A 26,833-nucleotide genomic window follows, 5' to 3' on the forward strand; every position below is an offset into this window, starting at 1 on the left:
AGAACTGCGGAAAATGGCATTGAATAACGCCTTAGATCAGAGTGTAAAGAATGTGGAACGGTTGAAGAAACGGACGGAGGATTTATTGTATTCTCCTTCCGATGTATCTTACCGTCTGTTATTTGACCGTCAGCTGAGTAGGGTTGTCACCGCTCAATATACATCCGTATATGATGTAGTCAAAACGTATAACGACTATAAAAAATTTCAAGAATACGTGGATTTATACAAAGAAATTGAATATTTTCGTTTCTTTATCAAGAATCCTACTATGTTAAACAACTGGATTTTCAACCAGCCAACACCGGAAGTAATGCAGATGCCATGGTATGTAGATGCGATGAACGCCAGGGGACTAATTACGTGGAGTTTCATTGAGGATGTTAACACGCACAAGAAACAGTTGTGTCTGATCCGACGAATAGATTTTTTGGAAACTCATAAAACCGGAGTGTTGGTAATCGCTATCAGTACAAATGAGTTGGAATCCATCGTAAGCCAGGAGCCATTCGAAACCATGATTGTGGACAGCTATAACAATATCGTGGCAGCAAATCATGAAAACCTAACTGGAAGGTCCTTGGAGGACATTCATTTGGATACAGAATTATTGGATCACGGCAAAGGAACCTACGATGCTCTTGTGGATGGTAAGAAATCAAAGATTGTTATTGAAGAGCTGATGCCAAGATCAAGTCTAAATGGAGTGCGTATTATTTCCATTTATTCCGTTGAATCCATTGTTAAAGATGCCAATCGGATCAAAATGTTGGCTCTGTCCGTGATCATCGCCAGCTTGTTTGTGGCAGTTTTGCTGGTTTACTTTTTCTCCATGTTAATATCATCACGTCTATTGCGCCTAAGCAAGCATATCAACAAGGTAGCTTTGGGAAATTTAACGATAACAATGCAGATTGAAGGTAAGGACGAGATTGCCCAACTTTCCCGTCAATTCAATTCGATGGTGGGCAGTATCCGCGCGTTGATGTCGGAGATTCAAGAATCTAACCAGCAAAAAAGCTTGCTGCAGCAAAAGCAAAATGAAATCAAGCTGAAAATGCTGGCAAGCCAAATCAATCCGCACTTTCTGTTTAATGCCCTTGAATCGATCCGGATGAGAGCGCATTTGAAGGGAGAAGCTGAAATATCCAATACCGTACAGATGCTTGGGAAAATGATGCGGAAGAACCTGGAGGTCGGCAGCAGGAGCATCCCGCTGAAAAGTGAGATTGAAATGATTCATTGTTATTTGGAAATCCAAAAATTTAGGTTTGGAGACAGATTAACCTACAAGATGGATGTGGAACCTGCTGCCCTAAACGTGCCGGTTCCACCGCTGATCATACAACCCTTGGTCGAAAATGCAGTCATCCACGGTTTGGAAAACAAGATGGAAGTGGGTTGTATTTTCATAAGCGTGACACGCCTTCAAGATGAACTTCAGATCGAGGTTATTGACAACGGAATAGGCATATATCAAGAAAAGCTCGAAGTATTGCAAAGCTCCCTGGAAGATGTAGAGGACGAAAAAAATAGGATTGGTTTACGAAATGTACATCAGCGTCTTGTGTTGACTTACGGCAATACATATGGGCTTCACATCGATAGCAAAAGCAATCAAGAAACGAAGGTGAGTTTTCGAATTCCGCTGGGAGGAGATAAGCATGTATAAGGTTCTGATCGTAGATGACGAGCAGTACATCCGGGAAGGATTGAAAACACTAATTCCCTGGGAAAACGCTGGTTTCCTTGTCTGTGATGCGGCTTCCAACGGAATAGACGCCATAGAGAAACACAAAACAGTGCTGCCGCATCTCATGATCATTGACATCCGTATGCCAGGCATGAATGGATTGGAACTGATCGAGAGGATCCGAAAGGAGGATCCAAATGTTCATTTTCTTATTTTAAGTGGATATGCGGATTTCGATAATGCTAAAAGGGCCATGACCTATACAGTGGACAGTTATATTTTGAAACCTGTGGATCAGGAAGAATTATTGGATTACCTGCATCGTTTAAGGAGCGTCCTTGATGAGGAGCAAGAAAATAAACGGGAGAAGATGAAAATAGGTTTGATTCAAGCTTTGCACTCGGGTACAGTCACCCCGGAACTGGTTGAGCATGCCATCCGGCATGACCTGATGTTGAAAACCTGTCAGGTGTTGGTGATTGAGTTGTCCAGCGAGAAAAAAACAGCCGAAAAAGCGCTATACCGAATGGAAGAGTTGCTCAAGGAACACTTTGAGGCTTCTGGACGTGGAGAAGTGGTTCCCATGGGTTCCTACACGGGGATTCTTCTAAATGAGGATATAATCCGCGAAGAGGATCGAAAAGCCCTATATTCGGAGCTTATTCAATTGCTCGGTTCAGAGCTTGATTTCTGTGCCGCCATCGGAAATCCAGTACATTCATTGACTGATGTAGTACATTCTTATCAAAAGTGCATAGACCTTTTGGCCTTCCGCTTTTTTATGCCAGGTGAAGACTTGCTGCATATCGCTCCCGATTTTCCATCATCGGAGCAGGAGGTACCGCTTGATTTAGAAGAGTTTTCTCAAACATTATTGATCGCTCTAGATGTCGGAGATATGGAAGCCGCACAGAAATGTATCATTTCCATGGGAGATGGGATGGTTCAGGCCGGGTACAGGGAGCAAGATATGAAGCTCGGATATGCGCAGATCATTTCAACGGCCATAAACAAGTTGTTACTATCTCTACCAACGAAGCACGATGTCATACAGGATGCTCGTGGTAGAATCGTTCAGTTGTATCAGCAACAAAGTAGATTTGATCTGAACAGGTTTGCGACGCGGTTGTTATCTGATTTAAATAGACAGATTAAATCAAGTAATGGAGATACCTCATTGAAGCAGTTGATCGAGTTTATTCAGCGGAATTACCACAAGAATCTCAAACTGGAGAGCCTAGCGGATTCCTTTAATTACAACAATGCATATTTAGGTAAAATTTTCAAGAATTATACGGGAGAGCCCTTTAGGACTTATTTAGATAAAGTACGTATGGATCGCGCCAAATCCTTGTTGGAGCAAGGATATAAAGTATATAAAGTAGCAGAGTTGGTTGGTTTTCCTAACGTTGATTACTTTCATTTTAAGTTTAGAAAATATGTCGGTTGTTCCCCCTCCGATTACAGGAAAGCCCATTCTTTACAGTAGGCTTAAGGTAAAAGGAACTGAAGGCTCGGTCTTTTGACCGGGTCGATTGTTTTGTAGTGTGCCTAGCGTGGAATTCAGCATTATCATTCAAGTCCTAAATGGGTCCGGCCAGTGCTTACCCTAGCCAAGCGCGGGGGTGTCCAGTGTGAGGAGGAATGAGCCTATAAATTTTATATGAAATTTAGTAGTAGAATGTTGGGTATTAAAAAGTATTTGTATATTTTATAATCAAATTGAAATGTAAGCGGTTTCCGGTTATGGAGAAACCTGCTTGAGAACGCATCTTGTGAATCTCAAGTCTAAATAACTATTATACTCGATTGATAATACCTCTTAGATCTGACCCTTTCCACCTCTATATGCCTATCAACTAAACTATACCGATTTGACACGCTACTTTTTGGTAGCCATGTGCTTTTCTTACGCAGTAGCCAGCCTATTTATTTGCAGATAAACCGTTTGCCATTATAATGAAAATCCACCAGAGTACACCTACTTCATATTCCTTCAACGTTCTAGCCAACATTACCATAGGCTCTTAGTTTGGATCTTCTTTCTCCTACCTATCCATCCCTCAAGTAATTTATTTTATCTTTTTACATCATTAAATCTCTATGGATTTTTATTATGTCAGGCATCCATAAAGATGCCAATTATCTGATTATCTTTACTACTTAATGCGTAATTCGCTAAATGACAATGAGACACCAAGAGATACCATATAGATTAGCAAGTGATCATTTGATAAAGGGGGTATTAATGGGGAATTGGAAGACTGGAAGTAAGTAAATAAGTAAGTATGGAAGGTCATACAGTGGTCGTAATGACTGTTAACAGTTGAAAGGAGAGCAAGTACGGCATTCAGGTAAAGACGGAATTGCCCCTCGAAGGAGAGTAGGGGGTGGTAGCTTTTGCCATCCAAACATATGGAAATGGTCGCTTTAGCAGCTTGTGCCTGGTTACCATACACGGTTTCGACCGTCGGTTCAAATCAAGAATAAACGACTCCTGTGGACAAGGCCGGATGAGATTCTGATTGATCTGACGCCAGCTCCTTACGAATGGTCAGACTCTGCTTGCCTAGACGCTTCAATTCTTGTACAGCAGAGAATGGTGCGGACAACGGCCATCTGAGCGTCCACTGACCATCAGGTATATGAAGGTTTCGGGCACTAATTTTCTCTAAGTATTCAAGAAATACTTTGCTTCCCTCCAGCGTTCGTACATCATTAGGATACTTTACCTAAAAGGTGTTTCTCACTTGGGTGATGTTTATGGATAAACACTAATCTACCAAAGATTTGGAGTCCTTATTCATTTTTAGATCAGGTTATTCTCGAAATTCAGGTTCAATGAATGAAGTACTGCGACTATCAAATCGGGCGTCCAAGCAGAGTAAGCCACGAAAATGTGCAACAAACAATTTAAGGAGGTAGTTATACATGTTGAAAAGAATGATTGCGGTTTTTTTTGCATTTCTTATCACCTTCATGGCCGTATCCTTCGTCCCAACTGAAAAAGTAAAGGCCGAAGAAGTTAATTCGGTAGTATCCAAAAACGGCCAATTGCGAGTTTCTGGAAACCAATTAGTGAATCAGGCAGGAGAAGCGATCCAATTAAAGGGTATGAGTTCACACGGTTTGCAGTGGTTTGGACAGTTTTCGAACTACGACAGTATGAAATGGTTGAGAGACAATTGGGGAATGACCGTGTTTCGTGCTGCGATGTATACGCAAGATGGCGGATATATCAACGATCCTTCCCAAAAAAATAAAGTGAAACAAGCTGTACAAAACGCTATTGATCTTGGCATCTATGTAATCATCGACTGGCATGTGTTGGGTGAACAAGACCCGAACGTCTATAAACAACAAGCAAAGGGCTTTTTTAGTGAAATGGCCACCTTGTATAAGGATTATCCGAACGTGATTTATGAAATCTGCAATGAGCCTAATGGGTCTGCCACTACATGGAACGGTAAAATTAAGCCTTATGCAGAGGAAGTCATTCCGGTTATCCGTTCCATTGCTCCGGGTAGTATTATTATCGTAGGAACCGGAACATGGAGCCAGGATGTGCATGATGCGGCGAACAATCCGCTCTCATACAGCAACATCATGTATACAACACATTTCTACGCTGGTACTCATGGTCAATGGCTGAGAGATCGTATAGATTATGCGAGAAGCAAAGGTGTAGCTGTATTCATCACGGAGTGGGGAACAAGCGATGCCTCTGGAGATGGTGGTCCATTCCTTGCCGAATCTAAGGTTTGGACGGACTTTATGCAAGATAGAAAAATAAGCTGGGCCAACTGGTCGTTATGCGATAAATCGGAAGTATCCGCTGCACTGGTGCCAGGCGCAAGCCCGTATGGTGGATGGTCAGATGCGCAGTTAACTGCATCTGGTAAGTTTGTCAAAGATCAAATGTATGGATCCTCGCAACCGCCAGGCGATGGCATCGTTTCAGGTAAAATCTACAAATTGGTTAACGTAGGCAGCGGTAAAGCTTTGGATGTAACTGCTGCAGGTACTTCAGACGGTACGAATGTACAGATCTGGGACGATAACGGAACCGGTGCTCAGCAGTGGGTGATCACAGATGTTGGCGGCGGGCTGTACAAAGTCATTAACGTCAATAGCAATAAAGGTTTGGATGTAGCGGGTACAGCTAGTGGTTCGAATGTACAAATATGGAGCTATGGTGCCGGAGCCAATCAGAAGTGGAAAATTGTCAAGGTTGGAAGCGCTTATAAATTGATTGCCAGCCACAATGGTAAAGCTTTGGATGTAGCTTCCGCAGGCACTGAAAACGGTACGAATGTTCAAATTTGGGATGACAATGGCTCGAACGCGCAAAATTGGAATCTGTATCAATTAAACTAACTGTTCAGTTATATCGTGTCCCGTTAGCGTAATCGCTCAAGACCATTAACCCACCAACTGTCTAAACGATTGGTCCTTCAATGGCTTTGCTAAGCTTCATATCGAAAGTGGCAGATTTAGTATCGATGTTACCCGTGGACATGCTGAAAATCACCCGCAATAATACTTTGGCAGAAGCGGGAGCGGGCTGTTTTTTTCGGATTTATAACTGACTTCATATTCGAAAAAATGAAAGTCAATTTAAAATATTTTAAAATTGGAAAGAGGGGTGTATAATGATTGAATTGAATGCGGTTAGATAATAAAAGATGGACAGCACCAAAAGTATCGGGAGCTTGCAACGTCGATTGTGACGATTGTGAGCTCTTTTTGTTTTCCAATAATTAGGTTGCTGATATAATGAGAGGGTGGGAATATGAGTATATGGGTGCCTCGGAATGATGAAGGTTCCTTGTATGTTCGTTTTAAGTATGATGAGCAAATGGTGATGAAGATTCGAGAAATTCCAGGAAGGAAATGGGTCCATGATAAGAAAATCTGGATGATTCCATATACACCCGAATCCATTCAGCAATTGCAAAAACTTTTTGAAGGAACGAAGATTCATGTTGATGCTGTGTTGATGAAGGAATGCAGTTTATTGAACAATGAGGTACACATGGAAGATCATATTCCAACTTACTCATGGGATGCTTCGATTAAAAGGAGCATGATTCATGCGCTGCAGCTTCGAGGTTATAGTACAAAAACGATAAAAGCTTATTGTAGTCAAGTTCATCGATTTCATATTTATGTACAGCAGCAAAATACTTGGATGGATTACGAGTAGGTGAAGTGGTCCGGTTGAAAACTCAAGACATTGATTTCGAGCGAAAAACACTTCGAGTTCATCAAGGCAAGGGTCGAAAGGATCGTCTTACTATACTATCAGATACAGCCATGGACATTGTTCAACCGTATTTGCAACAAGAAAAGCCTGAGAAGTGGATGTTCCCAGGTCAACACCCAGATCGCCATATAACTGAACGAACCGTTCAAAAAGTATTCGAACAAGCACGTATCGCCTCTGGAATTCAGAAAAAGGTCAGTATACACGTCTTGCGACATTCATTTGCCACGCATCTCTTGGAAGGAGGAATCGACATTCGCTTCATTCAAGAGCTGCTCGGTCATCAAAGTGTGCAGACTACCGAAGGATATACACATGTGAGTGTGAAGGACATAAGAAGGATTAAAAGTCCGTTAGATCAGTTGGAAGGGGGAGATTGAGAGGGAGTTGGGGCGTGAACACGGTTGGTGAAGGAGGGTTCACGAAGTTCGTAAACACCTCTAGAGATAATGTTTTTGAGAAGTTCGTGAAAAAAACGTTATAGGAAATCAGCGCAAGTACGAATAACATTTTTCCCTGAGGCAAGGAGGAGAAAGACAATTCACAGAGAGCGAATATATAAAATCATTTATTTAATTTCTGCTTTGCCTGTAGGTTTTGGATGCTTTTATGCTTTTATTGTTTTTGCTTTTAATTTTGAAGATAGCATTATAAGTAAGGAGAATAAACCAGTTGCTTTTTTAGCAGTAATACTCATGCTATTAGGATTAGTCATTTTTTTGTTTATTGGAAAGAAGCTCTATAAATCTTATGAATTCATTCCTCAAATACTTGTTGTAATACTTATATCAGCTTTTTTATCAATACCGGCTATTCAAATTGTGACTAATATTTATGATTCTTATCGAAGTTTTTATGCTAAACACCATAAAGATAAATATATTACTGATTTGCAGATACAATTTGCAAAGGAAATAAAAACATTGGAATTTGATCTGAAACAAAGTAACTATGAGACTCTATATTATAAAGATAAAAGAGTCTATTTAACAAAAACTAACGATCATAAATTGACAATAGATGAAATTGATAAAGTTATTAGTATTTTGCCTCAGGCCAATGTACAAATTAGTATCTTGATCTATTATCACAATATCAATGATTCTTCAACAGAAAAATTTCATTTATTGCTTAAACAGGATAAAACACCAACCACAGTATGTGATACAAGGAATAATGATGATTATGAAATACTCTGTAGTAAGTATGTTATGGAAGCATATTCGAAACAAGATAATTAAGAGAAGTATGAGTTGATCGAAGAAGGCGCTGACATCCTATAACACCATATTCACGCATCGGGGCATTCGCCCCTCGGTCCGGCAGAAGTTAGGAGTGGATTCTGAGGGGCAATTGCAGCAGTAAGGAAGCGAGTTCAGCCTGACACACCCGCACCACCTAACCGCATCGCGGCCGTCCTTCGGACCTTAAGGTGGTGGGGCGTCGTGAATATAAGAACGTTAGCTGAAATCAACCAAAAACATAAAAAAACCATAGATCAATATATGACCCATGGATTCGTATGTCATTTTTTTTCAAGACCTTATTCAACATTATAACAAATCAGTAATTATAAGTCTATATTTTTTTGAGTATTAATTTACCATCTTGTTATAAGATGATGAATGGAGATGGTAAAAATGCTCAAAGAAATATTTATTAATAGTGCAATGACTTATGAATATCCCCCGGATGGGGGGACAATACCGATTATAGACCCATATGATGGATGTACAATTGGATGTCCTTATTGTTTCCAATTAGACGATGAGACTTGGAATACTAACTTGAATGTTAAACTTAATATTTCAGATGTTTTGCAAAAAGAACTTATTCAATGGAATAAAGAAGATACTGTGTACTTGGGTAGTAAGTGTGATCCTTATATGGAGATAGAACGGAAATACCAATTAACAAGAAAATGTTTAATTGAATTAAGTAAGTTAAATTTGAAATGTATGGTTACAACTAAAGCCGGATCAAAACTTATTTTTAGAGATATTGATGTAATAAAACCTATGGGGAACAAATTTACTTTACTTTTAGGATTATCTAACCTACAACAGTTGAGTAAGATCGATGATTATACTCTTATGAGTAATATACAGACAGCAAATCAGTTACACCGAATGGGAATTACTGTATGGGTATTTATTACTCCGATTTTACCTGGTATTACAGATGTAGATTTAATGATTAACGCTATAGATCAAGACATTCCTGTATTTTTAGATAAGGTTAGATTAAAACGAAACACTAGACCAGCACTAACGTTGGAACGTTTCATCGACAATCATTACCCTCATTTAGCTAAGACTTACAAAGACATAATATATAATAATACGGATGTTTACTATGAAGATATTAAAGAAAAGTGGGGTGAAACGGAGAGAGTAAAGTTTGTATTCGAGTCGAGTAATTAATAATTATGATAGTATTTCGAGAAGCGGTTGACTTCAGCTAACATCACATTCACGCTGCGGGCCGGCAAGCCGTCCCTTGGTCCGCACCGAGGGATATCGGGAAGTTGGATCAGGCGGACAATACTGCACTGACTAAGTGCGCAAGCGCACCCGGCCTTACGGCCTTAAGTCAGTGAGTATTCGTGAATGCAGAGAACGTTATGTGCAATTTCCCTAAAATCTAAAAATCATAAAACAATGTTAACCTAACTGGGAGGTTGAATATGAATCGGTTCATTATTAGGTCTATCGTAGAAGGAATGGAAATTTATTTTCGGAGTTTTTCGCTAAACTGTGAAATTATTTGTCATGAAGAAGATGTTGAATGGATTATTCCCAAACCCTCATGTTCAGGTCCGTCTATTATATATAGGGCATCGTTACATAAAGAGAATATTGAGGTTAGTATTGAAACGATTATAAAAGGTATAGAAGAAGGAATAATCCCAGCGTGGTGGGTTATTAATCCAGAATCAACTCCTGACAACCTAAAAGAAACTTTATTAACGAAAGGTTTTGTATGTCTTGGTGATGATGAACCTGGAATGGCATTATGTTTAGACGATGCACTAAAATTTCCAGAATGCCCACAATATATTAAAGTCAGTAGAGTACAATCATTGGAAGAGTTTAAGGATTGGATCCATACTGTTAATAAAGCTTTGCATGGTTGGGATTTGTTGAGCACCGATAAATACTATTCTTGGTTAGGCGCAGATAACATTGTTTTTTATTTGGCATACTTTGAAGGAAAGCCAGTAGCGACTTCAGCAACAATTCAAAATGGAAACAAAGGTTCAATAGAATTTGTATCAACATTATCTGAATATCGAAAACGTGGAATTGGCACAGCAGTAAGTGTTACTGCATTATGTGGTTTACGAGATAAAGGCGTAAGTTTAGTTACGCTAAGATCATGCAATGAAGCGATAAATATGTACAAAAAATTAGGCTTCCAAACCTATTACAACCAAATCATTATGAAATATGAAAGAAATCAATAATTAGGATTAGAAATTCCTGTGAGCATTTCAAAGAAGAGGGCAACTGCACATAACACCGTATTCGCGCTGCGGGCCATCGGCCCTTGATCTGCCTGAAGTATTTTCGATGAAGAGAATTCAGGCAGATACATCCATTCCCCTAAGATAAGAGCTATCTAAGGGGAATGGACGTCGTGAATACCTAAACGTTAGGCGAAAGTGCGAAGAGATTTTATTAAAGAAGGGATCAAACCATGAAAGAAATAAAATTATCAAGACTACAATTTCAAGAGCTTGTATCTGCTTTCGAAGATAACAACTTAGAACACTCTTATTTTCTGGATGCTGAATCTGGAGAAGTTGTATTTATGAGTGACTATATAGATATTGATGATGAATTGTCTTTATCAATAGAAGAAGCATTTGGAGATAAGTACATAAGAGTCCCAAGAATTGAATCTTCAGAAGCTTTTGATGAAATGGTTGAATTTGTACAATCCATAACTAATGTAAAAACTAAAAATATTGTTCTAAATTCGTTACAAGGCAACAAAGGCGTATTTAGAAGATTTAAAGACACATTAAATAGATTTCCAGATGAAAGAAATAGATGGTTCGATTTTAAAGAAGAAAGAAATATGAAAAAAATATTAGAACAATTGGAATATGAAGGAATAAAGATCGTCCTGAATGATGATAAAGCTTTTGAGGGTTAACTCAAGGAAACTTCGCCTAACACCGCATTCATGCTGTGGGCCTAACGGCCCTTGGTCTGCCCGAGGAATTTCGGGGAAGTGGATCAGTCAGACAACCCTGCGAGGCTAAGTCTTCGACCCGTTCGCTACGCTCACTTAAGCCTCTCGGGTTCGTGAATGCAACAACGTTATCCGAAAGACTTGCAGGGTAATATTTAAAAAATAATAGGTCAGGAGTGTGTGAAATGCCCGTATACATTGAAGAAAAGAAATCATTTATTGTTATCGGTAAGCTAGGGCAAGGCCTATCAGCCGAAAGGCATAATTGGATACCAGCGATTTGGCAAGAAGCAAATAATAAATTTGAAGAGATTCGAGAGTTAGCCAAGACTAATAATGAAGGTAATATAGTTGGCATATGGGGTGCCATGAGTGATATTTCAGAAAGCTTTGAACGGTGGACAGATCAAGGTAAATATTTAGCTGGTTGTGAAGTGTTTGAGAACGCTACTGCTCCAACAGGCTGGACAAAGTGGACTATTCCATCTTATAAGTATGCGGTTGTTAAATGCAATCAGAGTACATATCAAGAAAAGTTTAATTATATGATTCATGAGTATTTACCAGATAACAATTACTCGATAGTTGGGGCAGTACATGAATATTACAACCCAGAAGAAACGAATGGAGAGTTATATTTATATTTTCCATTTGAAAAACGAGAAAACGAATAATCAAAGAATATTCAGCAAGTCGAAGAGGGCAAGTCCATCGGATAACACTGCATTCCTACATCGTCGCTAACGCTCCTTGGTCGCCAAGAGGGATATCGGAGAAGCTTATTCAGACGACACATTCAACCAGCTAAGTCTGACGACCCGTTCCCTTTGGTCACTTAAGCTGCTTGAACGTCAGGAATGCGCAACGTTATCCGAAATTCCTTATATAGACATAAAACAAGATGAAGATCAAAGGAGATATCAAAGTGACAATACACGAGAAAGTAAAACTATGGGAGAAAAAAGAAGGTATCAATCTCTTTCATGATCTCGGACTTTCGAATAATGCTAATTTTTTAGATTATGGTTGTGGATTTGGCCATTATACATTTGCTGCATCAAGATTTTTAGGAAGTAGTCAAGGGAATGTATTTGCTGTCGATATCAATAAAGACTGTCTTAAGTATGTTTCCAAGGTCGCTCAAGACGAAGGGTTATCAAATATTATTGTTGCAGCTGGTAATAAGGATTATAGTTTGAATTTTTCTGACAATTCCTTTGATATGATCATGTATTATGATGTTTTACATGGAAATGGATTTCATAGATTCACTCTATTTGAAGAGGCTAAGAGAACATTAAAGAGTGGAGGTATCATGTCAATCTTGCCATTTCATTTGTCTAACTTTAGAGACCGGGAAGGAAAGAAGAAGGTATATACGTATAATAAATTAATTGAAGAAGCTAAAGAATATGGATTTATAAATATTAATGAAATGCCATCCGGCATTCATTTTGAGAAATATCATAGTTCTTATTATATCGATAAAGGTGGAGTAGAATTTGAAGATTTAGAAAGAGCGGAGATTTTGAATTTAAGAAAGATGTAATTGAATGATTTATTAAGGGCAGTTTTGGTGGGTTAATTCGAAGAAGAAGGGACTTAAGTCTCCGACCCGGCAGTTGCACTGTCTTAAGCCTCTCGGGTTCGAGAATCCGACAACGTTATTGGAAATTCAGGCAAAGTAATAACAACCCCATTATAAAGTCATTCTTTAACTTGGATGACTATTTAGAATTGAAACCTTACAAGAAGGGATGATGAGATATATGGTTACTAGAGGGTTTACTAATTTGCTTCAGATTTTCCCAAGCTCAGATATGAGCAAGACAGCAGAATTCTATGAACATATTGGCTTTAGAGCAGTAAGTTATTTTGAATCATTTGAACCACATATTTGTCTATATAGGGATCAAATAGAGATAGTATTAACAAGATCAAATAAAGAGTATATAGTACCTAATCGAGAGATACATGGATACGGGTATGATGCATATTTTATAACAGATAATCAAGAGGAGATGGAGAAAGATTTTAAGAAGCTAGGGGTTAAGATCATAAGACCTCTAGCAACAACAGATTATAACAATAAGGAATTTGTATTTGAAGATATAGATAGAAGATGGATTGCTGTCGGTAAGAAACAGTAAATCGTTAGAGTCAAAAGATTAAGTGAAAGAAGTTTCGAAGAGGGCCAGAACATCCGATAACATCGCATTCCTACTGCGGGCATACGCCCTTGATCGCTAAGAAGAATCTCAAAGATGCGGAATCAGGCGATACATTCAATCGGCTAAGTCTGACGACCCGTTCCCTTTGGTCACTTAAGCCGCTTGAACGTCAGGAATGCACAAACGTTAGGCGAAACCACTAGAAGAGAGGAATGATAAAACATGATAGAACTAAAAACAAATGAGTACTACAAGATAAGCCATATTATAGCCCATAAAGAAGATAAATTTATCTTTGTATTTGTTCAATCTGTCATTGATCTTAATCAAACAGGAAAGATTTTCGTTAATAATTTTGACAATCCAACTGCTGGATTAGTTGCTAGTCGTGGGGGGAAGTATTATCTTTTTGGAGAAGAAGAAGATCAAACTTTCAATCGCTCCTTGCTTGATTTTTTATCCAATCCCGATAATCACGCTAATTTTTATGATTTATATTTTTCTTCAAATACTTGGCTCTCTATTATTAAAGCTCCATTGAATGACAATACAGTAGAGCTAAGAAGATCCCATTATATTTTAAGTGACACTACAACAGCTTCTGATGAACATCATATTCAATCCGGAGATTTCCTATTAACGAGAATTAATGAGAAGTTGTATGAAAGATATGTAAAGGAAATTGATGATTCGTATCCCTCGCTTTGGGATTCAGCGGAGGTATATCTTGAAAGAGCATTTGGTTACTGTTTTTTGAATGAATCTGGTTTTGTAAGCGCATGTAACACCTTCTATTTGGGTGGAGGGTATATTGAACCAGACATAATTACACTTTCAGATTATAGGAAACAAGGTTTGGCTCTTACTCTGTGTCAGGAATTTATTAAACAAAGTAGGCAGCGTAAGTTAATTCCTTATTGGGATTGCGATTCTGGCAATAATGCATCTAACCAGTTGGCTAGTAAATTAGGTTTTAATAAAGTTGGAGAAGTGCCGATTTTATGGTGGCATGAAAACAAGCAAGTCATTTCAAATTATTTAATAGAGTATAACTACAAAATCTAAGATCCAAGAAATTAGAAAGTTTCTCACTGCGGCATCGCCTAACACAATATTAGTGCTGCGGGCCATACGGCCCTTGATCTGCCAGATGTAACTTCGAGGAAGTGAATCAGGCAGATACATCGATTCCCCTAAGATAAGAGCTATCTAATGGGAATCGACGTCACTAATATGCAACGTTATATCTTCTAATTGTAGAAGGGAGATAGTTTTTATTGGATAGTTTATTCCCAGTAGAGGTATCTGTAGTATCATCTAATGCACTTTGTGATTATATTACAAGAGAATATTTTCCTCATACCTTACTAAAATGTCGGTTATTTTATAGAGGTTTGCATGATATATATAAGGTTGTTACAGACAATAAAGAGTATTTCTTTAAGGTATACCGTCAAGGAATAAGAAGTATGGAAGAAATTCAAGCAGAGATTGATTTACTTAATCATCTTAAGTCATCAGGTATTGAAACCGTATTTCCGGTTATTAAACGTGATGGGAATTTCGTTTCTAAATTTAATACTGTAAATGGAATAAGATATGGCGTAATGTATACGTCAGTTGGAATATATGAGTTTAACCAGATAGAGGAAACAACTGAATTAAACGAAAGCTTAGGAAGTTATATTGCTTCAATCCATAATGCTTGGGATAAATGTGATAATGGAATAAACCGATGGAATTTAGACGCAGATTCATTTATAGATCGTTCTATGAACGCTATAAGACAATTTTCTATTATTTATGATTTTGACATAGATTTTTTAGAGGAAGTTTCAAAGAATGTAAAAAGGAAATTAGAAGGTTTAACTCTCGAAAAACCACAATACGGTGTGTGCCATGGCGACCTTTATGGTGGAAATATTCGAATTGACGCAAACAACAATCCTAACCTATTTGATTTTGATTTCTGTGGGAATGGATGGAGAGCGTATGATATATCAATGTACGCTTTCCCTTTTGGCATGGGCTGTGATGAAACAAAATTGAAAAAGAGAGAACAACGTAAGAATCAATTTTTAAATGGATATAACAAGGTTAGAGCAATGAGCGAAAATGAAATAAATTCTATTTCTCTTTTTATTCCATTCAGAAGAATTTTTAATATTGGCACTATATACATTTCCTTTCTTCCCGACACATGGGGAGACTCTGCTGTCATAAGAAATGTTGATGAAGATATTACTCTGCTAAAGAAATGGTTAGAGTTAAATCCTATATTTTGAGAGCAACTCAGAGATCCTTCTCATAACACCGTATCTACGCTGTGGGCTACGCCCTTGGTTCGCCAGAAGTAGCAGGCAGAGAAGCGGAATCAGCAGACAACCCTGCGAGGCTAAGTCCGTCGGACCCGGCGCGTGCGCACCTTAAGCCTCTCGGGTTCGTAGATACAACAACGTTATCCGAAATACTTGCTGACAAAAGATTAATGAAGAACTAAAAAACAAAGTAGAGGCTAAACCATGAAGTATCTTGAAATCGGTTACGGAAACAAATGGTTCGTCAGAACAGAAATAGAAGATTGTAGTGGAAATGAAACAGAATATAAAGGAATAGTTAGACCATTTAAACCAAGGTCAATATATATTCGAATCTGGATCAACAAACAAGTAGTTATTATCGACTCAAGAGAAGGATATAAAACATCTAAGAAAACAAAAGCAAGTTTAAAAATACTACTTGGAATGACAAGTAAATGATTAGCTTGGGTAATTCAAGATGGCAAGCACTTCGGATAACACCATATTCACGCTTCGGGCCATTCGGCCCTCGGTCCGGCAGAAGTTAGAAGTTGATTCGAAGAGGAATTTCAGTTGCAGAGGAGCAAATTCAGCCGGACACATCCATTCCCCTAAGATAGGAGCTATCTAAGGGGAATGGACGTCGTGAATACAAGAACGTTATCCGAAATCACTGAAAATTATATAACAGAAGTAGAACACATGCATTAATTCGGAGGTAAGTATGACTAACCAATTATTTGATCAATTTATTGAAGTTGCAGAGAGGCTCAATAGAAGATTTAATATTACACCATTATTATATGGCTCATTGGGACTGGTAAATATCACCGGAATTGATTTTACGCCACAAGATATTGATGTATTAATTCCACAGGAATACTTAAACGAGAAATGGAATGAATTTAAACAAGAAATAGAAGATCTGGGATATGAATTAATAGATTTACATGAACATGAATTTTATAAGAATCAACATAAAATTGCGTTTGCGCTAATTGAAGGTTTATGGGATTTTGCTGGAATTGACCATAACCAAATTGAAATGAGAGTAAATAAAAACACAAAATATAAAATTTTAAACCTGCGTGAATATTTGCAAGTCTATCAACGATCATCTACAGATGGGTATAGGAAAACCAATCATCTGTGGTGCGGCGCGTGCGCTGCATGTGTGGCTAACGGGGCAGTTTAATACGGTTTTGAAGACCACGGAAAGCAGGAGATTAGGTTTTCAGGTAGAATACTTAAATTGACAATATAAGTAAAAGCGGGGGGTGTAAACTGTGAATGAAAAATCGATTAAAATTGAGAAAATCGAGCAAATTTCTATCAATGTTAAAGATATGAAAAAAGCAGTTGAATTTTATATGGGTATTTTGGAACTGGAATTAAAGTTTACAGCAGGTAATATGGCTTTTCTTGATTGTGGGGGTAACACTATCATGTTAAGCGTTCCAGAGAATGAAGAATTTGACCATCGTAGTTCTGTTTTATATTTTAAAGTAAAAAACATAAAAGAATCTTTCCAATTACTTAAAGACCGTGGTGTAAAGTTTCGTGGAAATCCACATATTGTACATAAGACTACTACAATGGAAAATTGGATGGTTTTCTTTGAGGACATAGACAACAATGTTCTCGCATTAACAAGTTACGAGATGTTGAGCTAACGGTTCAATTGTTTTTAGGCTGCCCATATGGCAGCCTTTTCTCAACTAACGGGTTGAGTTTTAAGATTGCGTAATCCTAAATTTTTTTTCTGTTGCTGTTTCCACCTAAAGTGCATTTATAATGAATGAAGGGGAGTATATCTAAGAATGCCGTTATTTACATGATATAAGAATGGAAATAAAGTGAGTTGTTTTTTTTGCAACTTAACAAGATTATTATGTAGGCAGATTTGTGTCATTTATGTAGTAACATTTGTGTCAAAGAAAAATTTAAATATGAAACTACGATTGCTGTAATAATTGTTGGCATTATTGCGATTATCAGCGTAGTAACAAAATGAATAAGGAGCGTGCATGTGTATGCAGGAAAAATTATCAAGTGAAGAGTCTACATTGATAATGCAAAGTTTTCAGGATTACTTGCTTAAATTACGAAGAGAGTATGAAGACTCTTCAGACAAGGAGTTTCTCAATAATCAAATTAAAGTTGCTCAATCGGTATTCGAAAAAGTTCTTGATTTAAGATTATCAGATGATGGCAAGACGATAAGTTGTATTGGAGAAATCCCAGAAGGGAATTTGGGGTTTAAAGCAAATTACAAGTACCATGGCCGAGATAAAAAAACTAGAACTGGAAGTATGGTAGTTCAAGTGTGCCATAAGGATTCTGTTAAGCAAGCAATTAAAGATCGACTTCATAAAGAACGTGGTTGGGAAAAAGGATGGATATTTGTAGATACGATTCAGCCAGTGGAAATAAATGATGAAACAAAATGAGTAGTTCAAGCGTCATGAATGAGGGAACGTTATGTCAACGATAATCTGAATACGAAAATAAGAGAGGTTGTTCCCAGTACTAGCTTTGGGGACAGCCTCTTTCGTATTATTAGGTCAACCAGAGATTACTGGTTGGTCTTTTTTAGCTGTTATTTTACGATGGAGGTAACCGGGAGAACGTGACAGCCCCTGGGGGAAAACCCCGTACTAAAAACAGTTCTCCCACTGCCCCCTTCTACCATGTTTGAGCTGGTTGAGGCACTGAACTCCTATCACAAGCGAAGCTGTGGAGTAGGACGCCTAAAGGGTTCGAAAAGTTGAATCAACTTCTAGCCGAATTAGAACGAATGACGAACCAGAAACCTGTTATTATTCTAGAACCTACGGGTCATTATCATCGTGTACTTGTGCTTCATTTACAAAAGACTGGATATGAAGTCATCCTTGTCAATCCTCTGCATGCTCAGAGAGCGAGAAAAACCGGATTACGTAAAGTGAAGACAGATTCCTCGGATGCATTGCATTTAGGAGATCTGTATTATCAAGAAGAGAACTGGACCATTCATTCGAGGCGAAAAGAATCGAAGCTTGCCTAACCCAAGAAGGAATTCAAGAGAGAACTACGGAGGCTTGGACAGATATTGTCAAAATATCTACGAAAGCTTCTCGCTCCGAAGCCTACGTAAGGTAGAGGCTCTACACATAGCGATGGTAGATAATCCAGTGAAGAATGTTCCCTATGGATTGGAGATGACCTTACGAAGCATGTTGAATACTATCCTTGAATTTCAAGAGCAACTCACGAAGCTAGAAAAAATCATTCTGGAGTTGTCAGAAACTCTGGAGGAAGTTCAGCTTTTAGAATCCATTCCTGGGGTTGGAACGAAGCTGGCGACGGCCGTCGTCTCCGAAATTGGCGATGCTTCACAGTTCCGTCATCCCAAGCAACTCGTGGCATATGCGGGAATAGATCCAAGTGTATTCAGTTCAGGAAAGTTTGTAGCTACACAAAACAAGATCACGAAGCGAGGTTCCAAACGATTACGACGAGCGATGTATTTAGCTGTGACATGCGGACTGCGAGGAGAGTTGAACCCTCGACTGAGGGAGTATTAAGATAGGAAAAAGAGTGAAGGGAAACCCCATAAAGTAGCCATGATTGCTTGTGCCAACAAGTTACTACATCACGTCTACGCTATGCTAAAGAAAAGGAAGCCCTATCAATTTTTAATGGTATTTAAAAGTTTGACTTGACATACCATTAGCTGGTTTTGTGTTGCTGGTAAAAGATTGTGAAGATTGAGTGAAATGTAATGTAACCCTTATGATATTTTTTTGCTACAAATACATCACCTTTTCTACCAAAAAACCGATATATATATTGTAGGGTCCTACTGCTTTACAAAAAAGGAGGGGGATATGTATATGAAAACTCAAAAACGTTTTAAAAGAGCAAAATGGTTAGGAAGTCTATTAGTTTGTGTAAGCGTCTTTACTTTTTCCAGTATTTCATTCGCTGAAGCATACGTGCCAAATGATATTGATACTGGGATCGCAGACCTAAATTATAATCGTCATGAAGTTTTGGCCGTCAATGGCGATCATATTAGTAGTTTTGTTCCCAAAGAAGGTACCCAGTCCAATGGTAAATTTATTGTGGTTGAACGGGATAAAAAATCACTCGCAACCTCACCCGTAGATATTTCCATTATTGATTCGATCACGAATCGCACGTATCCAGGTGCAATACAGCTTGCAAATGAGGATTTTGCGAATAATCAGCCTAGTCTGGTTATGGCCGCGAGACAACCATTAGATATTAGCATTGATCTACCTGGGTTGAAGAGTGAAAATACAATTACGGTTCAAAATCCAAATTTCAGCAGTGTTTCTGGTGCCGTTGATCAGCTCGTGTCGACTTGGGTTGAGAAGTATTCGGACACGCACACCCTGCCTGCAAGATTACAGTATGCAGAATCGATGGTGTATAGCAAAAACCAAATTGCTAGTGCACTTAATGTGAACGCGCAATACCTTAACAATACGCTCGGAATCGATTTTAACGCGGTCGCAAGCGGCGAGAAAAAAGTGATGGTAGCGGCTTATAAGCAAATCTTTTATACCGTAAGTGCGACTCTTCCTAACAATCCATCGGACCTTTTTGACAACAGTGTGACGTTTGCTGAATTAGCCCGTAAAGGGGTAAGTAATGAGGCTCCGCCACTGATGGTATCCAACGTAGCTTATGGCAGAACCATTTACGTGAAATTGGAGACAACCTCGAAGAGCAGTGATGTACAGACGGCATTTAAAGCATTGCTCAATAATCCTAATATACAAACTAGTGGTAGTGGACAGTACAAAGATATTTATGATGAAAGTTCATTTACTGCTGTTGTATTAGGCGGCGATGCACAAACACATAACCAGATCGTCTCGAAAGACTTTAGTGTTATCCAAAATGTAATTAAGGACAATGCACAATTTAGCAGTAAAAATCCAGCTTATCCAATTTCTTATACGAGTGTCTTCTTGAAAGATAATTCCCTTGCTGCTGTTCACAACAATACGGAATATATTGAGACCAAAACTACAGAATATACTAAAGGTAAAATAACGCTTGATCACAGCGGTGCATACGTGGCTCAGTTTGACGTATCTTGGGATGAATTTACATTTGATGCGAATGGACAAGAAATCATTACACATAAAACGTGGGAAGGCAATGGTCGAGATAAAACAGCGCATTTCTCGACAGAGATTCCACTTCCTCCTAATGCCAAGAACATCAAAATTCACGCCAAAGAGTGTACAGGTCTTGCGTGGGATTGGTGGAGAACCTTGATTGATGAAACGAACGTTTCATTATCCAGCAATATCAAAGTTTCGATTGGTGGTACGACGTTATATCCAACAGGTTCGATTAGTCAATAATAATTAATGATAGGGGTTGTCTCAAAAAGCCATGAAAGTGGCCGAGGGACAGCCCCTTTCGTTTTAGGGTTGATCTTCTTTGGTAATCGTTCCCCACCAGAACAGATAAAAATAGCACAGAAGAGAATCAAAGAAGGCGCCGTATACATCGATTCCATATGAGATATACAAAATTATTGACAGACCCGACGATTATATAAAAGTTCAATATATTCGAATACAGTCTTCTTAGCCTCAGTTCTCGTCTTGAATATACGTTCATTAAGCCATTCCATTTTAAGTTTGCCCCAGTGTAGTACCTTCGAAGCCCTAAGAGCCTGTTGAGACTCTTGGGGCTTCTTTTTTCCCTTCTTCCCATTTCAGGGTATGCAGCAGCCCAAAATAACAGTAGCTTTCCTTCTATCTTGAAGTATTACTTGCCATCGTAACCCAAGCCAAGGGATAATCTTGAAGAAAACCCGTAAAGATGTCTCCTTGCATGATCCGATCGGGACAGATAAAGAAGGTAATGAATTTAAGCTTATCGATATCCTTGGCTCTGAAGCCGATGATGTGTATGTCTCGAGGATTGAGAAGCGAGCGTTGATGAAGCTGTATCATGAGTTTTATAAAGCGAAGCGGTGAGCTTAAAGTCATAAGGTAGATCTGTTAACATTAAAGTATTAAAAGGCGACTTGTCTGCGGATAAGTTGCTTTTGTTTTTTTAGGAAAGGTGATTAGACAACAAAGTATCCCGGATCCAGGAAATATCGGACAGGCTCTTTCCTGGAATAAGCCATAATAAGCTGTGTTACCTTCAAATAATGTTCAGTCCGTTGTTTCTGTATTTTTTATTTATCAGGAGAAATGCCGGGAGCTGTGACCTCTGGTTCGTCGCCCTGCAAAGCACCCACGATTTCTTCCAGCTTACCTGTTGCTCCCATATCGCGCTGATGTCGATGACAAACCGGTAACGGACATCTGAAGCAAGCACACGCTTCCAGGCTTCATCAATCTGGTCAGCAGAAATGACCTCGATTTCAAGTTTCGTAAACTCCGGTTGAAAGACGTGAACCTGCTCGACATGCTGATTCAAAAAACAGTGGAAATCGCATTGGAAAAAGAAATCATTAAGAGCCGATCAATTATTGTGGATGCTACCCACACAAAATCACGATTCAATCAACAATCACCAAAAGAAATTTTGATGGAGAAGTCTAAGCTATTGCGGAAGGCAGTTTATCAGATCAATGAAAACATGAAAGATAAATTCCCGCCAAAAACAACGACAAACGAATTAGTGGATGAACTGGACTATTGCCAAAAAGTAATTGACGTCGTGGAAAAAGAAGAAAGCATCCGCGAATACCCAAAGGTAAAGGAAAAGTTGAACTACTTAAAAGAAATCGTAGAAGATCACGTGGAGCACCTCCAATTCTCAAATGATCCAGATGCACGTGTAGGTCACAAAACGGCAGATTCCTCTTTCTTTGGCTATAAAACACATCTTGCAATGAATGATGAACGTATTATTACAGCTGCAGTAATTACAACAGGTGAAAAAAGTGATGGAAAACAACTTCAATCCTTGGTTACTAAAAGTCGTAAAACGGGTATGGAAATCGATACGATCATTGGAGATACAGCCTATTCTGAGAAAGAGAATATCCAATATGCCCATGAAAATGGATTGCAATTAGTATCCAAATTACACCCATTAATTACGCAAGGAAAACGTAAAAAAGAAAATGAATTTGAGTTTAATAAAGATGCAGGAATGTACGTTTGTAAAGCCGGACAGATGGCAACTCGCAGGGCACGTACGGGGACAAAAAATGTAGGAGCAAATCAAGTAGATACCTATTACTTTGATATCGATAAGTGTAAGCAATGCCCCTTAAAAGAAGGTTGTTATAAAGAAGGAGCAAAATCGAAAACCTATTCAATCAGTATCAAATCAACGGAGCATAGCGAGCAGCACGCGTTCCAAGAAGGAGAATATTTCAAAGAAAAGTCAAAAGAGCGCTATAAAATTGAAGCGAAGAATAGTGAATTAAAACACCGACATGGGTATGATGTGGCAACTTCCTCAGGTCTTGTTGGCATGCACATGCAAGGGGCAATGGCCATATTCGCTGTCAATCTCAAACGAATATTGACGTTAATAAAGTAAAAAACATGAAGAAATCATAAAATAAAGGCGAAATCTTACTCGGAATGGAGTGAAATTTCGCCTTTATCTATTTAGGTACATTTTACAGATTCTTAAAGCATACGTTTTCATTGCCCTCCAAGGGGAGCTGTCTGTCTCTTGTTTTAGGCAGACCTCATGAATTATACATTGGGATATTTGTCGATGTTCCAAGAATTGTGCAATACATAACAAGATACGTTTCTTCTTCCCAGAAAAAGAACTTGTTAAAATATAAATAATAAATGATTACGATGAAGGAGCTGTCTGAGAATGAATAAGTTAAGTCACAAAGATTCATTTTATGATTTTCTGGAAGAGCAAATAGAACAGAATCGTAAAGGAGATTTCCAATTAAAATTATTGGATAAACATGGTGACCTAATTACGCCAAAGGAGATAACAGCCAAGCTGATCAAACATGAATTTGTATTTGGTGTGTGTCCCAACGGCCATATCAGCATGACAAACGAGCTGGCGTGTAAAACAGGTGAAGATTCTGATAAATATTGGAAATTGATTGGGGATTTATTTAATGGAACCTCACTCTGGTGGGGATGGCGTGTACTCGAACCTGAACTTGGCAAATGGACATTTGATCAAGAAGTAAATGGATATGGTCCGATGGAAGCTATGCTTCAAAGGGCGGAAAAGCTTGATCATCACATTACGGGTCACGCGCTGTTATACCCTAGAAGGGACGTATCTCCTGACTGGGTTCCTGATTTTGATCCTGAACATATTGTTGAAGAACTTGAAAAGCATGTTCGTTATACGGTTCGCAGGTATAAGGATCGCGTTCATTACTGGCATCCTGTCAATGAAGCATATGAACCTTTGCAGACTGTCGGCAACCTTCAGATTAATGAAGGGATGGTCTACCGCTGGGTAAAGGAAGAGGCTCCTCATTCGCAACTTGTTAATAATGGTGGATATACGATTCATCCGGATTTCTATGAGAAGGGGATAAGCAATGCAGAGTTATACGGGGCTCATGTTGACTATCTTGGTATTCGAGGATATTTTGAATTATTTAATCCTGATTATATAGAATTTTATATGGAGCTATGGCAGTATTTTGATCATTTAGTTGAGCGGTATGGCAAACAATTGAAATTTACTGAAATTGGAGCCGTTTCAGCACCTATCAATCGCTCATATGAGATTGATCCGACTATTATTGAACAGATAGGAATTACTCAGATCGGTGCTAGTGATTGTAATGTAGATTTTTGCGAAGTAACACAAGCTGATTTTCTTGTGAGCATGTACAAAACAATTTTCGCCCATCCTGCCATGCATGAATGCTCCTATTGGGATTTACTTGATAATTACACTTGGAATGAAGTAGAAGGAGGGCTTGTTCGCAGTGACTTCACACCTAAGCCTGCCTATTATAAACTGCAAGAACTTATTCACCAGGAATGGAGTACAAATGTACAAGTGCAAGCTAATCCAGAGGGAGTATACGATTTTCGTGGCTTTTATGGCAAATACGAGATAGAAATAGATAATAAAATCTATCATGTTCATTTTACAAAAGACTGTCCAGCACAGATAAAGATGATATAATTTCCTTAGCTTTTGCGCCTCTTGCAGATCATTGTGAAACAATAATTTGCGTATGAGGCTTTTTTCTATCAGCTTGAGTTAGAGGATGGATCAGGATGAACAAAAGAAAGTACTTTTTTAACAAGGTGTTCCTGTTAGTCATGTCTGGATTCATTATATTTGTTATTTGTATAGGAGGTGCTTTCTATTTTCTGGAAAGAAATATCCTGATGAAAAAGGTTACGAATTCAATTAATGGAACGTTGGAGCAAACGACAAATCATATTGAAGATCAATTAAACAGAATGAAGGAATTGGCACGATATTACGGTGCGCACAATGTGATAAATCGTGTGTTAGAAGAGGAATTAACCTATGAGAATCATATGCAAATTAATAATCTGCTGGATCTAACAGGTGATTTTTTAGGTGGTCAGCCAACGTATATTACGATTATCGGGAACAATGGATATGCATTTACAAATTGGGAAACGGACGGAAGGACTCATAACAATCCAGACATTCTCAAGTATACTCAGTATTTATCCAGTAATAATGCTGCTCAACTTTGGATCCCTGATTTGCCTAATGTTGATGTATATAGTCAGGATAAAAAGTTGGTTTCAATCATCAGTGTAATCATAGATTCAACACTAACGAATATAGGTCAAGTCATCATTGGTATACCTCAAAAATATATTATAGACATTTTAAAGGGAGACAATGGGTTACCTGGCAGTACTACGTATATCGTTGATGATAAAGGAAAAGTGATATTATCTTCGGAAAATGATACAGCGAACATAACTATGGAAATGGATCTTATGGATGAGATGTCCGAATCTAAAACAGGTAATTTTATATATGACCATCAAGGGCAAAAACTAATGTTTTTTTATAATCAATTACCAAGTTCGGGCTGGAAGACGGTTACTGCTATTCCTTATGGGACTTTTATGAAAGAAATTAATTATTTTTTAATCGTCATAATTATAGCTATTTTGGTGGCCATTGTATTCGCTACTATAATTTCGGCGATCATCTCCTTAAATATATCGATCCCCATCCGAAAATTGATGAAATCGATGCAGATTTTAAAAGCGGGCAACTTCGAAACAAAAGTAGATATCAAAGGGAATGACGAGATCGGCATATTAGGTAAACATTTTAATGATATGGCTCACCAATTAAATCATCTTGTACAAGAAAAAATAAGCTATGAGAAGAAACAATCCGATCTTATTATTGCCAATAAAAGTGCTGAGCTTAACATGTTGAGAGCACAAATTAATCCCCATTTCTTATTCAATACATTAAATTCAATTAAATGTTTAGCCATCATTAACAAATCTACTTACGTAGCTGAAATGATTGTTGCACTGGGCATTCTGCTGGAGAATAGTATGGGGAAGGGTCAAGATTTTATTACAATCCAAGAAGAAATCAATATATCAAAAAAATATATTGAACTTCAGCAAATGCGTTATGGCAATAGATTAAGGGTACACTATGATATTGAAGAAGTTATATATACGAATGAGATTCCGAAGCTTATTTTACAACCCATTGTAGAGAATTCGATTATTCATGGAATAAGCAACCAAAAAAATGGAGGAGATATTTTTATTTTCGGGAGAAAGCATGAAGATTGTATTCTTATTGAGATACTCGATAATGGGGTAGGCATAAGTGATGAGGCTCTGACCCAATTTAATATGTGTCTGGATTCAGCATCTAGACAGGGGTTAAATTCCATAGGCCTGCAGAATATTAATGATCGATTACAAATGATATATGGTGAAGAGTATGGGGTAAGTATCTCACGGGTTGAAGAAGGTAGTGGAACTAGAGTGGAATTGTGTATACCTTGTGTCGAATTTAGAGGTGTTGAACGTGATAAATAGGATAATACAAGGATGAAGTCCCGGCAGGCCCCATGCATTATGCATGGGGTTATTTGTTATGGTTCCAAGAATAGTAGAATCTTTTTCAGGAAGTATATCAGACAAGTGATTATTCAACTCATCGTAACATTAGGCTCTAAGAATTGTAGGATACATTACAAGATACGTTTCTTCTTTCGAATAGGAGAAGTTGT

Annotated in this window: 26 protein-coding genes and 3 pseudogenes; 27 read left to right on the forward strand and 2 right to left on the reverse strand. The window is 38.2% G+C overall.

The annotated features are described in order from the left end of the window. Window positions 1-13 precede the first annotated feature (13 nt). The 23 genes from MHH52_RS06880 to MHH52_RS06990 all read left to right on the forward strand — a co-directional run bounded on the left by MHH52_RS06880 (window position 14) and on the right by MHH52_RS06990 (window position 21,014). The gene (locus MHH52_RS06880; protein WP_340007505.1) at window positions 14-1,672 is read left to right on the forward strand and encodes a sensor histidine kinase; all 1,659 of its coding nucleotides are present in this window, start codon (window positions 14-16) and stop codon (window positions 1,670-1,672) included. Beyond that, the gene (locus tag MHH52_RS06885; RefSeq protein ID WP_340007507.1) at window positions 1,665-3,182 is read left to right on the forward strand and encodes a response regulator transcription factor; all 1,518 of its coding nucleotides are present in this window, start codon (window positions 1,665-1,667) and stop codon (window positions 3,180-3,182) included. Before MHH52_RS06880 ends, MHH52_RS06885 begins: the two co-directional genes overlap by 8 nt. A 951-nt stretch (window positions 3,183-4,133) precedes the next feature. After that, the gene (locus MHH52_RS06890) at window positions 4,134-4,316 is read left to right on the forward strand and encodes a hypothetical protein (protein ID WP_340007509.1); all 183 of its coding nucleotides are present in this window, start codon (window positions 4,134-4,136) and stop codon (window positions 4,314-4,316) included. A 356-nt stretch (window positions 4,317-4,672) separates the two neighbouring features. After that, window positions 4,673-6,070 (forward strand): cellulase family glycosylhydrolase, encoded by a 1,398-nt coding sequence (locus MHH52_RS06895; RefSeq protein WP_313640494.1) that lies wholly within the window; start codon window positions 4,673-4,675, stop codon window positions 6,068-6,070. A 415-nt stretch (window positions 6,071-6,485) separates the two neighbouring features. Then, window positions 6,486-6,899 (forward strand): hypothetical protein, encoded by a 414-nt coding sequence (locus tag MHH52_RS06900; protein WP_340007511.1) that lies wholly within the window; start codon window positions 6,486-6,488, stop codon window positions 6,897-6,899. 5 nt (window positions 6,900-6,904) lie between these two features. Then, on the forward strand, window positions 6,905-7,339 hold the full coding sequence (locus MHH52_RS06905) for a tyrosine-type recombinase/integrase (RefSeq protein ID WP_340009527.1): 435 nt from the start codon (window positions 6,905-6,907) through the stop codon (window positions 7,337-7,339). A 204-nt stretch (window positions 7,340-7,543) separates the two neighbouring features. Beyond that, a complete protein-coding gene (locus tag MHH52_RS06910) occupies window positions 7,544-8,200 on the forward strand; it encodes a hypothetical protein (protein ID WP_340007512.1) in 657 nt (218 codons plus the stop codon). A gap of 399 nt (window positions 8,201-8,599) precedes the next feature. After that, window positions 8,600-9,382, forward strand: coding sequence for a radical SAM protein (locus MHH52_RS06915; RefSeq protein WP_340007513.1), 783 nt, complete (start codon window positions 8,600-8,602; stop codon window positions 9,380-9,382). Between the two features lie 263 nt (window positions 9,383-9,645). Then, on the forward strand, window positions 9,646-10,425 hold the full coding sequence (locus MHH52_RS06920; protein ID WP_313640880.1) for a GNAT family N-acetyltransferase: 780 nt from the start codon (window positions 9,646-9,648) through the stop codon (window positions 10,423-10,425). Between the two features lie 233 nt (window positions 10,426-10,658). Beyond that, on the forward strand, window positions 10,659-11,120 hold the full coding sequence (locus MHH52_RS06925) for a UPF0158 family protein (RefSeq protein ID WP_313640879.1): 462 nt from the start codon (window positions 10,659-10,661) through the stop codon (window positions 11,118-11,120). 224 nt (window positions 11,121-11,344) lie between these two features. Continuing rightward, complete coding sequence (locus MHH52_RS06930; protein ID WP_340007515.1) at window positions 11,345-11,833, forward strand: GyrI-like domain-containing protein; 489 nt, start codon at window positions 11,345-11,347, stop codon at window positions 11,831-11,833. 227 nt (window positions 11,834-12,060) lie between these two features. Continuing rightward, on the forward strand, window positions 12,061-12,708 hold the full coding sequence (locus tag MHH52_RS06935) for a class I SAM-dependent methyltransferase (protein ID WP_340007516.1): 648 nt from the start codon (window positions 12,061-12,063) through the stop codon (window positions 12,706-12,708). A gap of 220 nt (window positions 12,709-12,928) precedes the next feature. Continuing rightward, the gene (locus tag MHH52_RS06940; protein WP_340007517.1) at window positions 12,929-13,309 is read left to right on the forward strand and encodes a VOC family protein; all 381 of its coding nucleotides are present in this window, start codon (window positions 12,929-12,931) and stop codon (window positions 13,307-13,309) included. 243 nt (window positions 13,310-13,552) lie between these two features. Beyond that, window positions 13,553-14,395 (forward strand): GNAT family N-acetyltransferase, encoded by an 843-nt coding sequence (locus tag MHH52_RS06945; RefSeq protein WP_340007518.1) that lies wholly within the window; start codon window positions 13,553-13,555, stop codon window positions 14,393-14,395. A 212-nt stretch (window positions 14,396-14,607) separates the two neighbouring features. Then, on the forward strand, window positions 14,608-15,615 hold the full coding sequence (locus MHH52_RS06950; RefSeq protein ID WP_340007520.1) for a phosphotransferase: 1,008 nt from the start codon (window positions 14,608-14,610) through the stop codon (window positions 15,613-15,615). A gap of 41 nt (window positions 15,616-15,656) precedes the next feature. Then, the gene (locus MHH52_RS06955; RefSeq protein WP_340007521.1) at window positions 15,657-15,830 is read left to right on the forward strand and encodes a hypothetical protein; all 174 of its coding nucleotides are present in this window, start codon (window positions 15,657-15,659) and stop codon (window positions 15,828-15,830) included. Window positions 15,831-15,852: 22 nt separating this feature from the next. Next, window positions 15,853-16,089 (forward strand): DUF3977 family protein, encoded by a 237-nt coding sequence (locus MHH52_RS06960; protein ID WP_340007522.1) that lies wholly within the window; start codon window positions 15,853-15,855, stop codon window positions 16,087-16,089. 265 nt (window positions 16,090-16,354) lie between these two features. Continuing rightward, window positions 16,355-16,825, forward strand: coding sequence for a hypothetical protein (locus MHH52_RS06965; protein ID WP_340007523.1), 471 nt, complete (start codon window positions 16,355-16,357; stop codon window positions 16,823-16,825). Between the two features lie 91 nt (window positions 16,826-16,916). Then, a complete protein-coding gene (locus tag MHH52_RS06970; protein WP_313640492.1) occupies window positions 16,917-17,303 on the forward strand; it encodes a VOC family protein in 387 nt (128 codons plus the stop codon). A gap of 360 nt (window positions 17,304-17,663) precedes the next feature. Further along, complete coding sequence (locus MHH52_RS06975) at window positions 17,664-18,080, forward strand: hypothetical protein (RefSeq protein ID WP_340007524.1); 417 nt, start codon at window positions 17,664-17,666, stop codon at window positions 18,078-18,080. Between the two features lie 284 nt (window positions 18,081-18,364). Then, window positions 18,365-18,676 carry a transposase gene (locus MHH52_RS06980; protein WP_340009528.1) on the forward strand — a complete coding sequence of 104 codons (312 nt, stop codon included), beginning with the start codon at window positions 18,365-18,367 and terminating at the stop codon, window positions 18,674-18,676. 34 nt (window positions 18,677-18,710) lie between these two features. Then, complete coding sequence (locus MHH52_RS06985; protein WP_340007526.1) at window positions 18,711-19,196, forward strand: transposase; 486 nt, start codon at window positions 18,711-18,713, stop codon at window positions 19,194-19,196. Window positions 19,197-19,505: 309 nt separating this feature from the next. Next, window positions 19,506-21,014 (forward strand): thiol-activated cytolysin family protein, encoded by a 1,509-nt coding sequence (locus MHH52_RS06990; RefSeq protein WP_340007527.1) that lies wholly within the window; start codon window positions 19,506-19,508, stop codon window positions 21,012-21,014. A gap of 188 nt (window positions 21,015-21,202) precedes the next feature. Here the strand turns inward: MHH52_RS06990 and MHH52_RS06995 are convergent. After that, window positions 21,203-21,304 (reverse strand): annotated as a pseudogene (locus MHH52_RS06995) (IS3 family transposase); the annotation flags it as partial. Between the two features lie 157 nt (window positions 21,305-21,461). Between MHH52_RS06995 and MHH52_RS07000 the strand changes: the two are divergent. Further along, window positions 21,462-21,638 (forward strand): annotated as a pseudogene (locus MHH52_RS07000) (RNA polymerase subunit sigma); the annotation flags it as partial. 172 nt (window positions 21,639-21,810) lie between these two features. Here the strand turns inward: MHH52_RS07000 and MHH52_RS07005 are convergent. Continuing rightward, window positions 21,811-22,089, reverse strand: a complete 279-nt coding sequence (locus MHH52_RS07005) for a hypothetical protein (protein ID WP_340009882.1) — start codon at window positions 22,087-22,089, stop codon at window positions 21,811-21,813. Between MHH52_RS07005 and MHH52_RS07010 the strand changes: the two are divergent. The 3 genes and pseudogenes from MHH52_RS07010 to MHH52_RS07020 all read left to right on the forward strand — a co-directional run. Continuing rightward, window positions 22,036-23,166 (forward strand): annotated as a pseudogene (locus MHH52_RS07010) (transposase); the annotation flags it as partial. The gene MHH52_RS07005 and the pseudogene MHH52_RS07010 sit on opposite strands and share 54 nt — an antisense overlap. A 291-nt stretch (window positions 23,167-23,457) precedes the next feature. Next, a complete protein-coding gene (locus MHH52_RS07015; protein ID WP_340007528.1) occupies window positions 23,458-24,756 on the forward strand; it encodes an endo-1,4-beta-xylanase in 1,299 nt (432 codons plus the stop codon). 95 nt (window positions 24,757-24,851) lie between these two features. Beyond that, the gene (locus tag MHH52_RS07020) at window positions 24,852-26,639 is read left to right on the forward strand and encodes a sensor histidine kinase (RefSeq protein WP_340007529.1); all 1,788 of its coding nucleotides are present in this window, start codon (window positions 24,852-24,854) and stop codon (window positions 26,637-26,639) included. Window positions 26,640-26,833: the final 194 nt, after the last annotated feature.

Source organism: Paenibacillus sp. FSL K6-0276 (assembly GCF_037977235.1).
GTDB lineage: Bacteria > Bacillota > Bacilli > Paenibacillales > Paenibacillaceae > Paenibacillus_AQ.

Bases quoted from the DNA above. Each gene is read 5' to 3' on its own strand.
- MHH52_RS06880 (WP_340007505.1), top strand. From the start codon at position 14: ATGGCATTGAATAACGCCTTAGATCAGAGTGTAAAGAATGTGGAACGG.
- MHH52_RS06885 (WP_340007507.1), top strand. From the start codon at position 1,665: ATGTATAAGGTTCTGATCGTAGATGACGAGCAGTACATCCGGGAAGGA.
- MHH52_RS06895 (WP_313640494.1), top strand. From the start codon at position 4,673: ATGGCCGTATCCTTCGTCCCAACTGAAAAAGTAAAGGCCGAAGAAGTT.
- MHH52_RS06900 (WP_340007511.1), top strand. From the start codon at position 6,486: ATGAGTATATGGGTGCCTCGGAATGATGAAGGTTCCTTGTATGTTCGT.
- MHH52_RS06915 (WP_340007513.1), top strand. From the start codon at position 8,600: ATGCTCAAAGAAATATTTATTAATAGTGCAATGACTTATGAATATCCC.
- MHH52_RS06920 (WP_313640880.1), top strand. From the start codon at position 9,646: ATGAATCGGTTCATTATTAGGTCTATCGTAGAAGGAATGGAAATTTAT.
- MHH52_RS06925 (WP_313640879.1), top strand. From the start codon at position 10,659: ATGAAAGAAATAAAATTATCAAGACTACAATTTCAAGAGCTTGTATCT.
- MHH52_RS06930 (WP_340007515.1), top strand. From the start codon at position 11,345: ATGCCCGTATACATTGAAGAAAAGAAATCATTTATTGTTATCGGTAAG.
- MHH52_RS06935 (WP_340007516.1), top strand. From the start codon at position 12,061: ATGAAGATCAAAGGAGATATCAAAGTGACAATACACGAGAAAGTAAAA.
- MHH52_RS06940 (WP_340007517.1), top strand. From the start codon at position 12,929: ATGGTTACTAGAGGGTTTACTAATTTGCTTCAGATTTTCCCAAGCTCA.
- MHH52_RS06945 (WP_340007518.1), top strand. From the start codon at position 13,553: ATGATAGAACTAAAAACAAATGAGTACTACAAGATAAGCCATATTATA.
- MHH52_RS06960 (WP_340007522.1), top strand. From the start codon at position 15,853: ATGAAGTATCTTGAAATCGGTTACGGAAACAAATGGTTCGTCAGAACA.
- MHH52_RS06965 (WP_340007523.1), top strand. From the start codon at position 16,355: ATGACTAACCAATTATTTGATCAATTTATTGAAGTTGCAGAGAGGCTC.
- MHH52_RS06975 (WP_340007524.1), top strand. From the start codon at position 17,664: ATGCAGGAAAAATTATCAAGTGAAGAGTCTACATTGATAATGCAAAGT.
- MHH52_RS06990 (WP_340007527.1), top strand. From the start codon at position 19,506: ATGAAAACTCAAAAACGTTTTAAAAGAGCAAAATGGTTAGGAAGTCTA.
- MHH52_RS07015 (WP_340007528.1), top strand. From the start codon at position 23,458: ATGAATAAGTTAAGTCACAAAGATTCATTTTATGATTTTCTGGAAGAG.
- MHH52_RS07020 (WP_340007529.1), top strand. From the start codon at position 24,852: ATGAACAAAAGAAAGTACTTTTTTAACAAGGTGTTCCTGTTAGTCATG.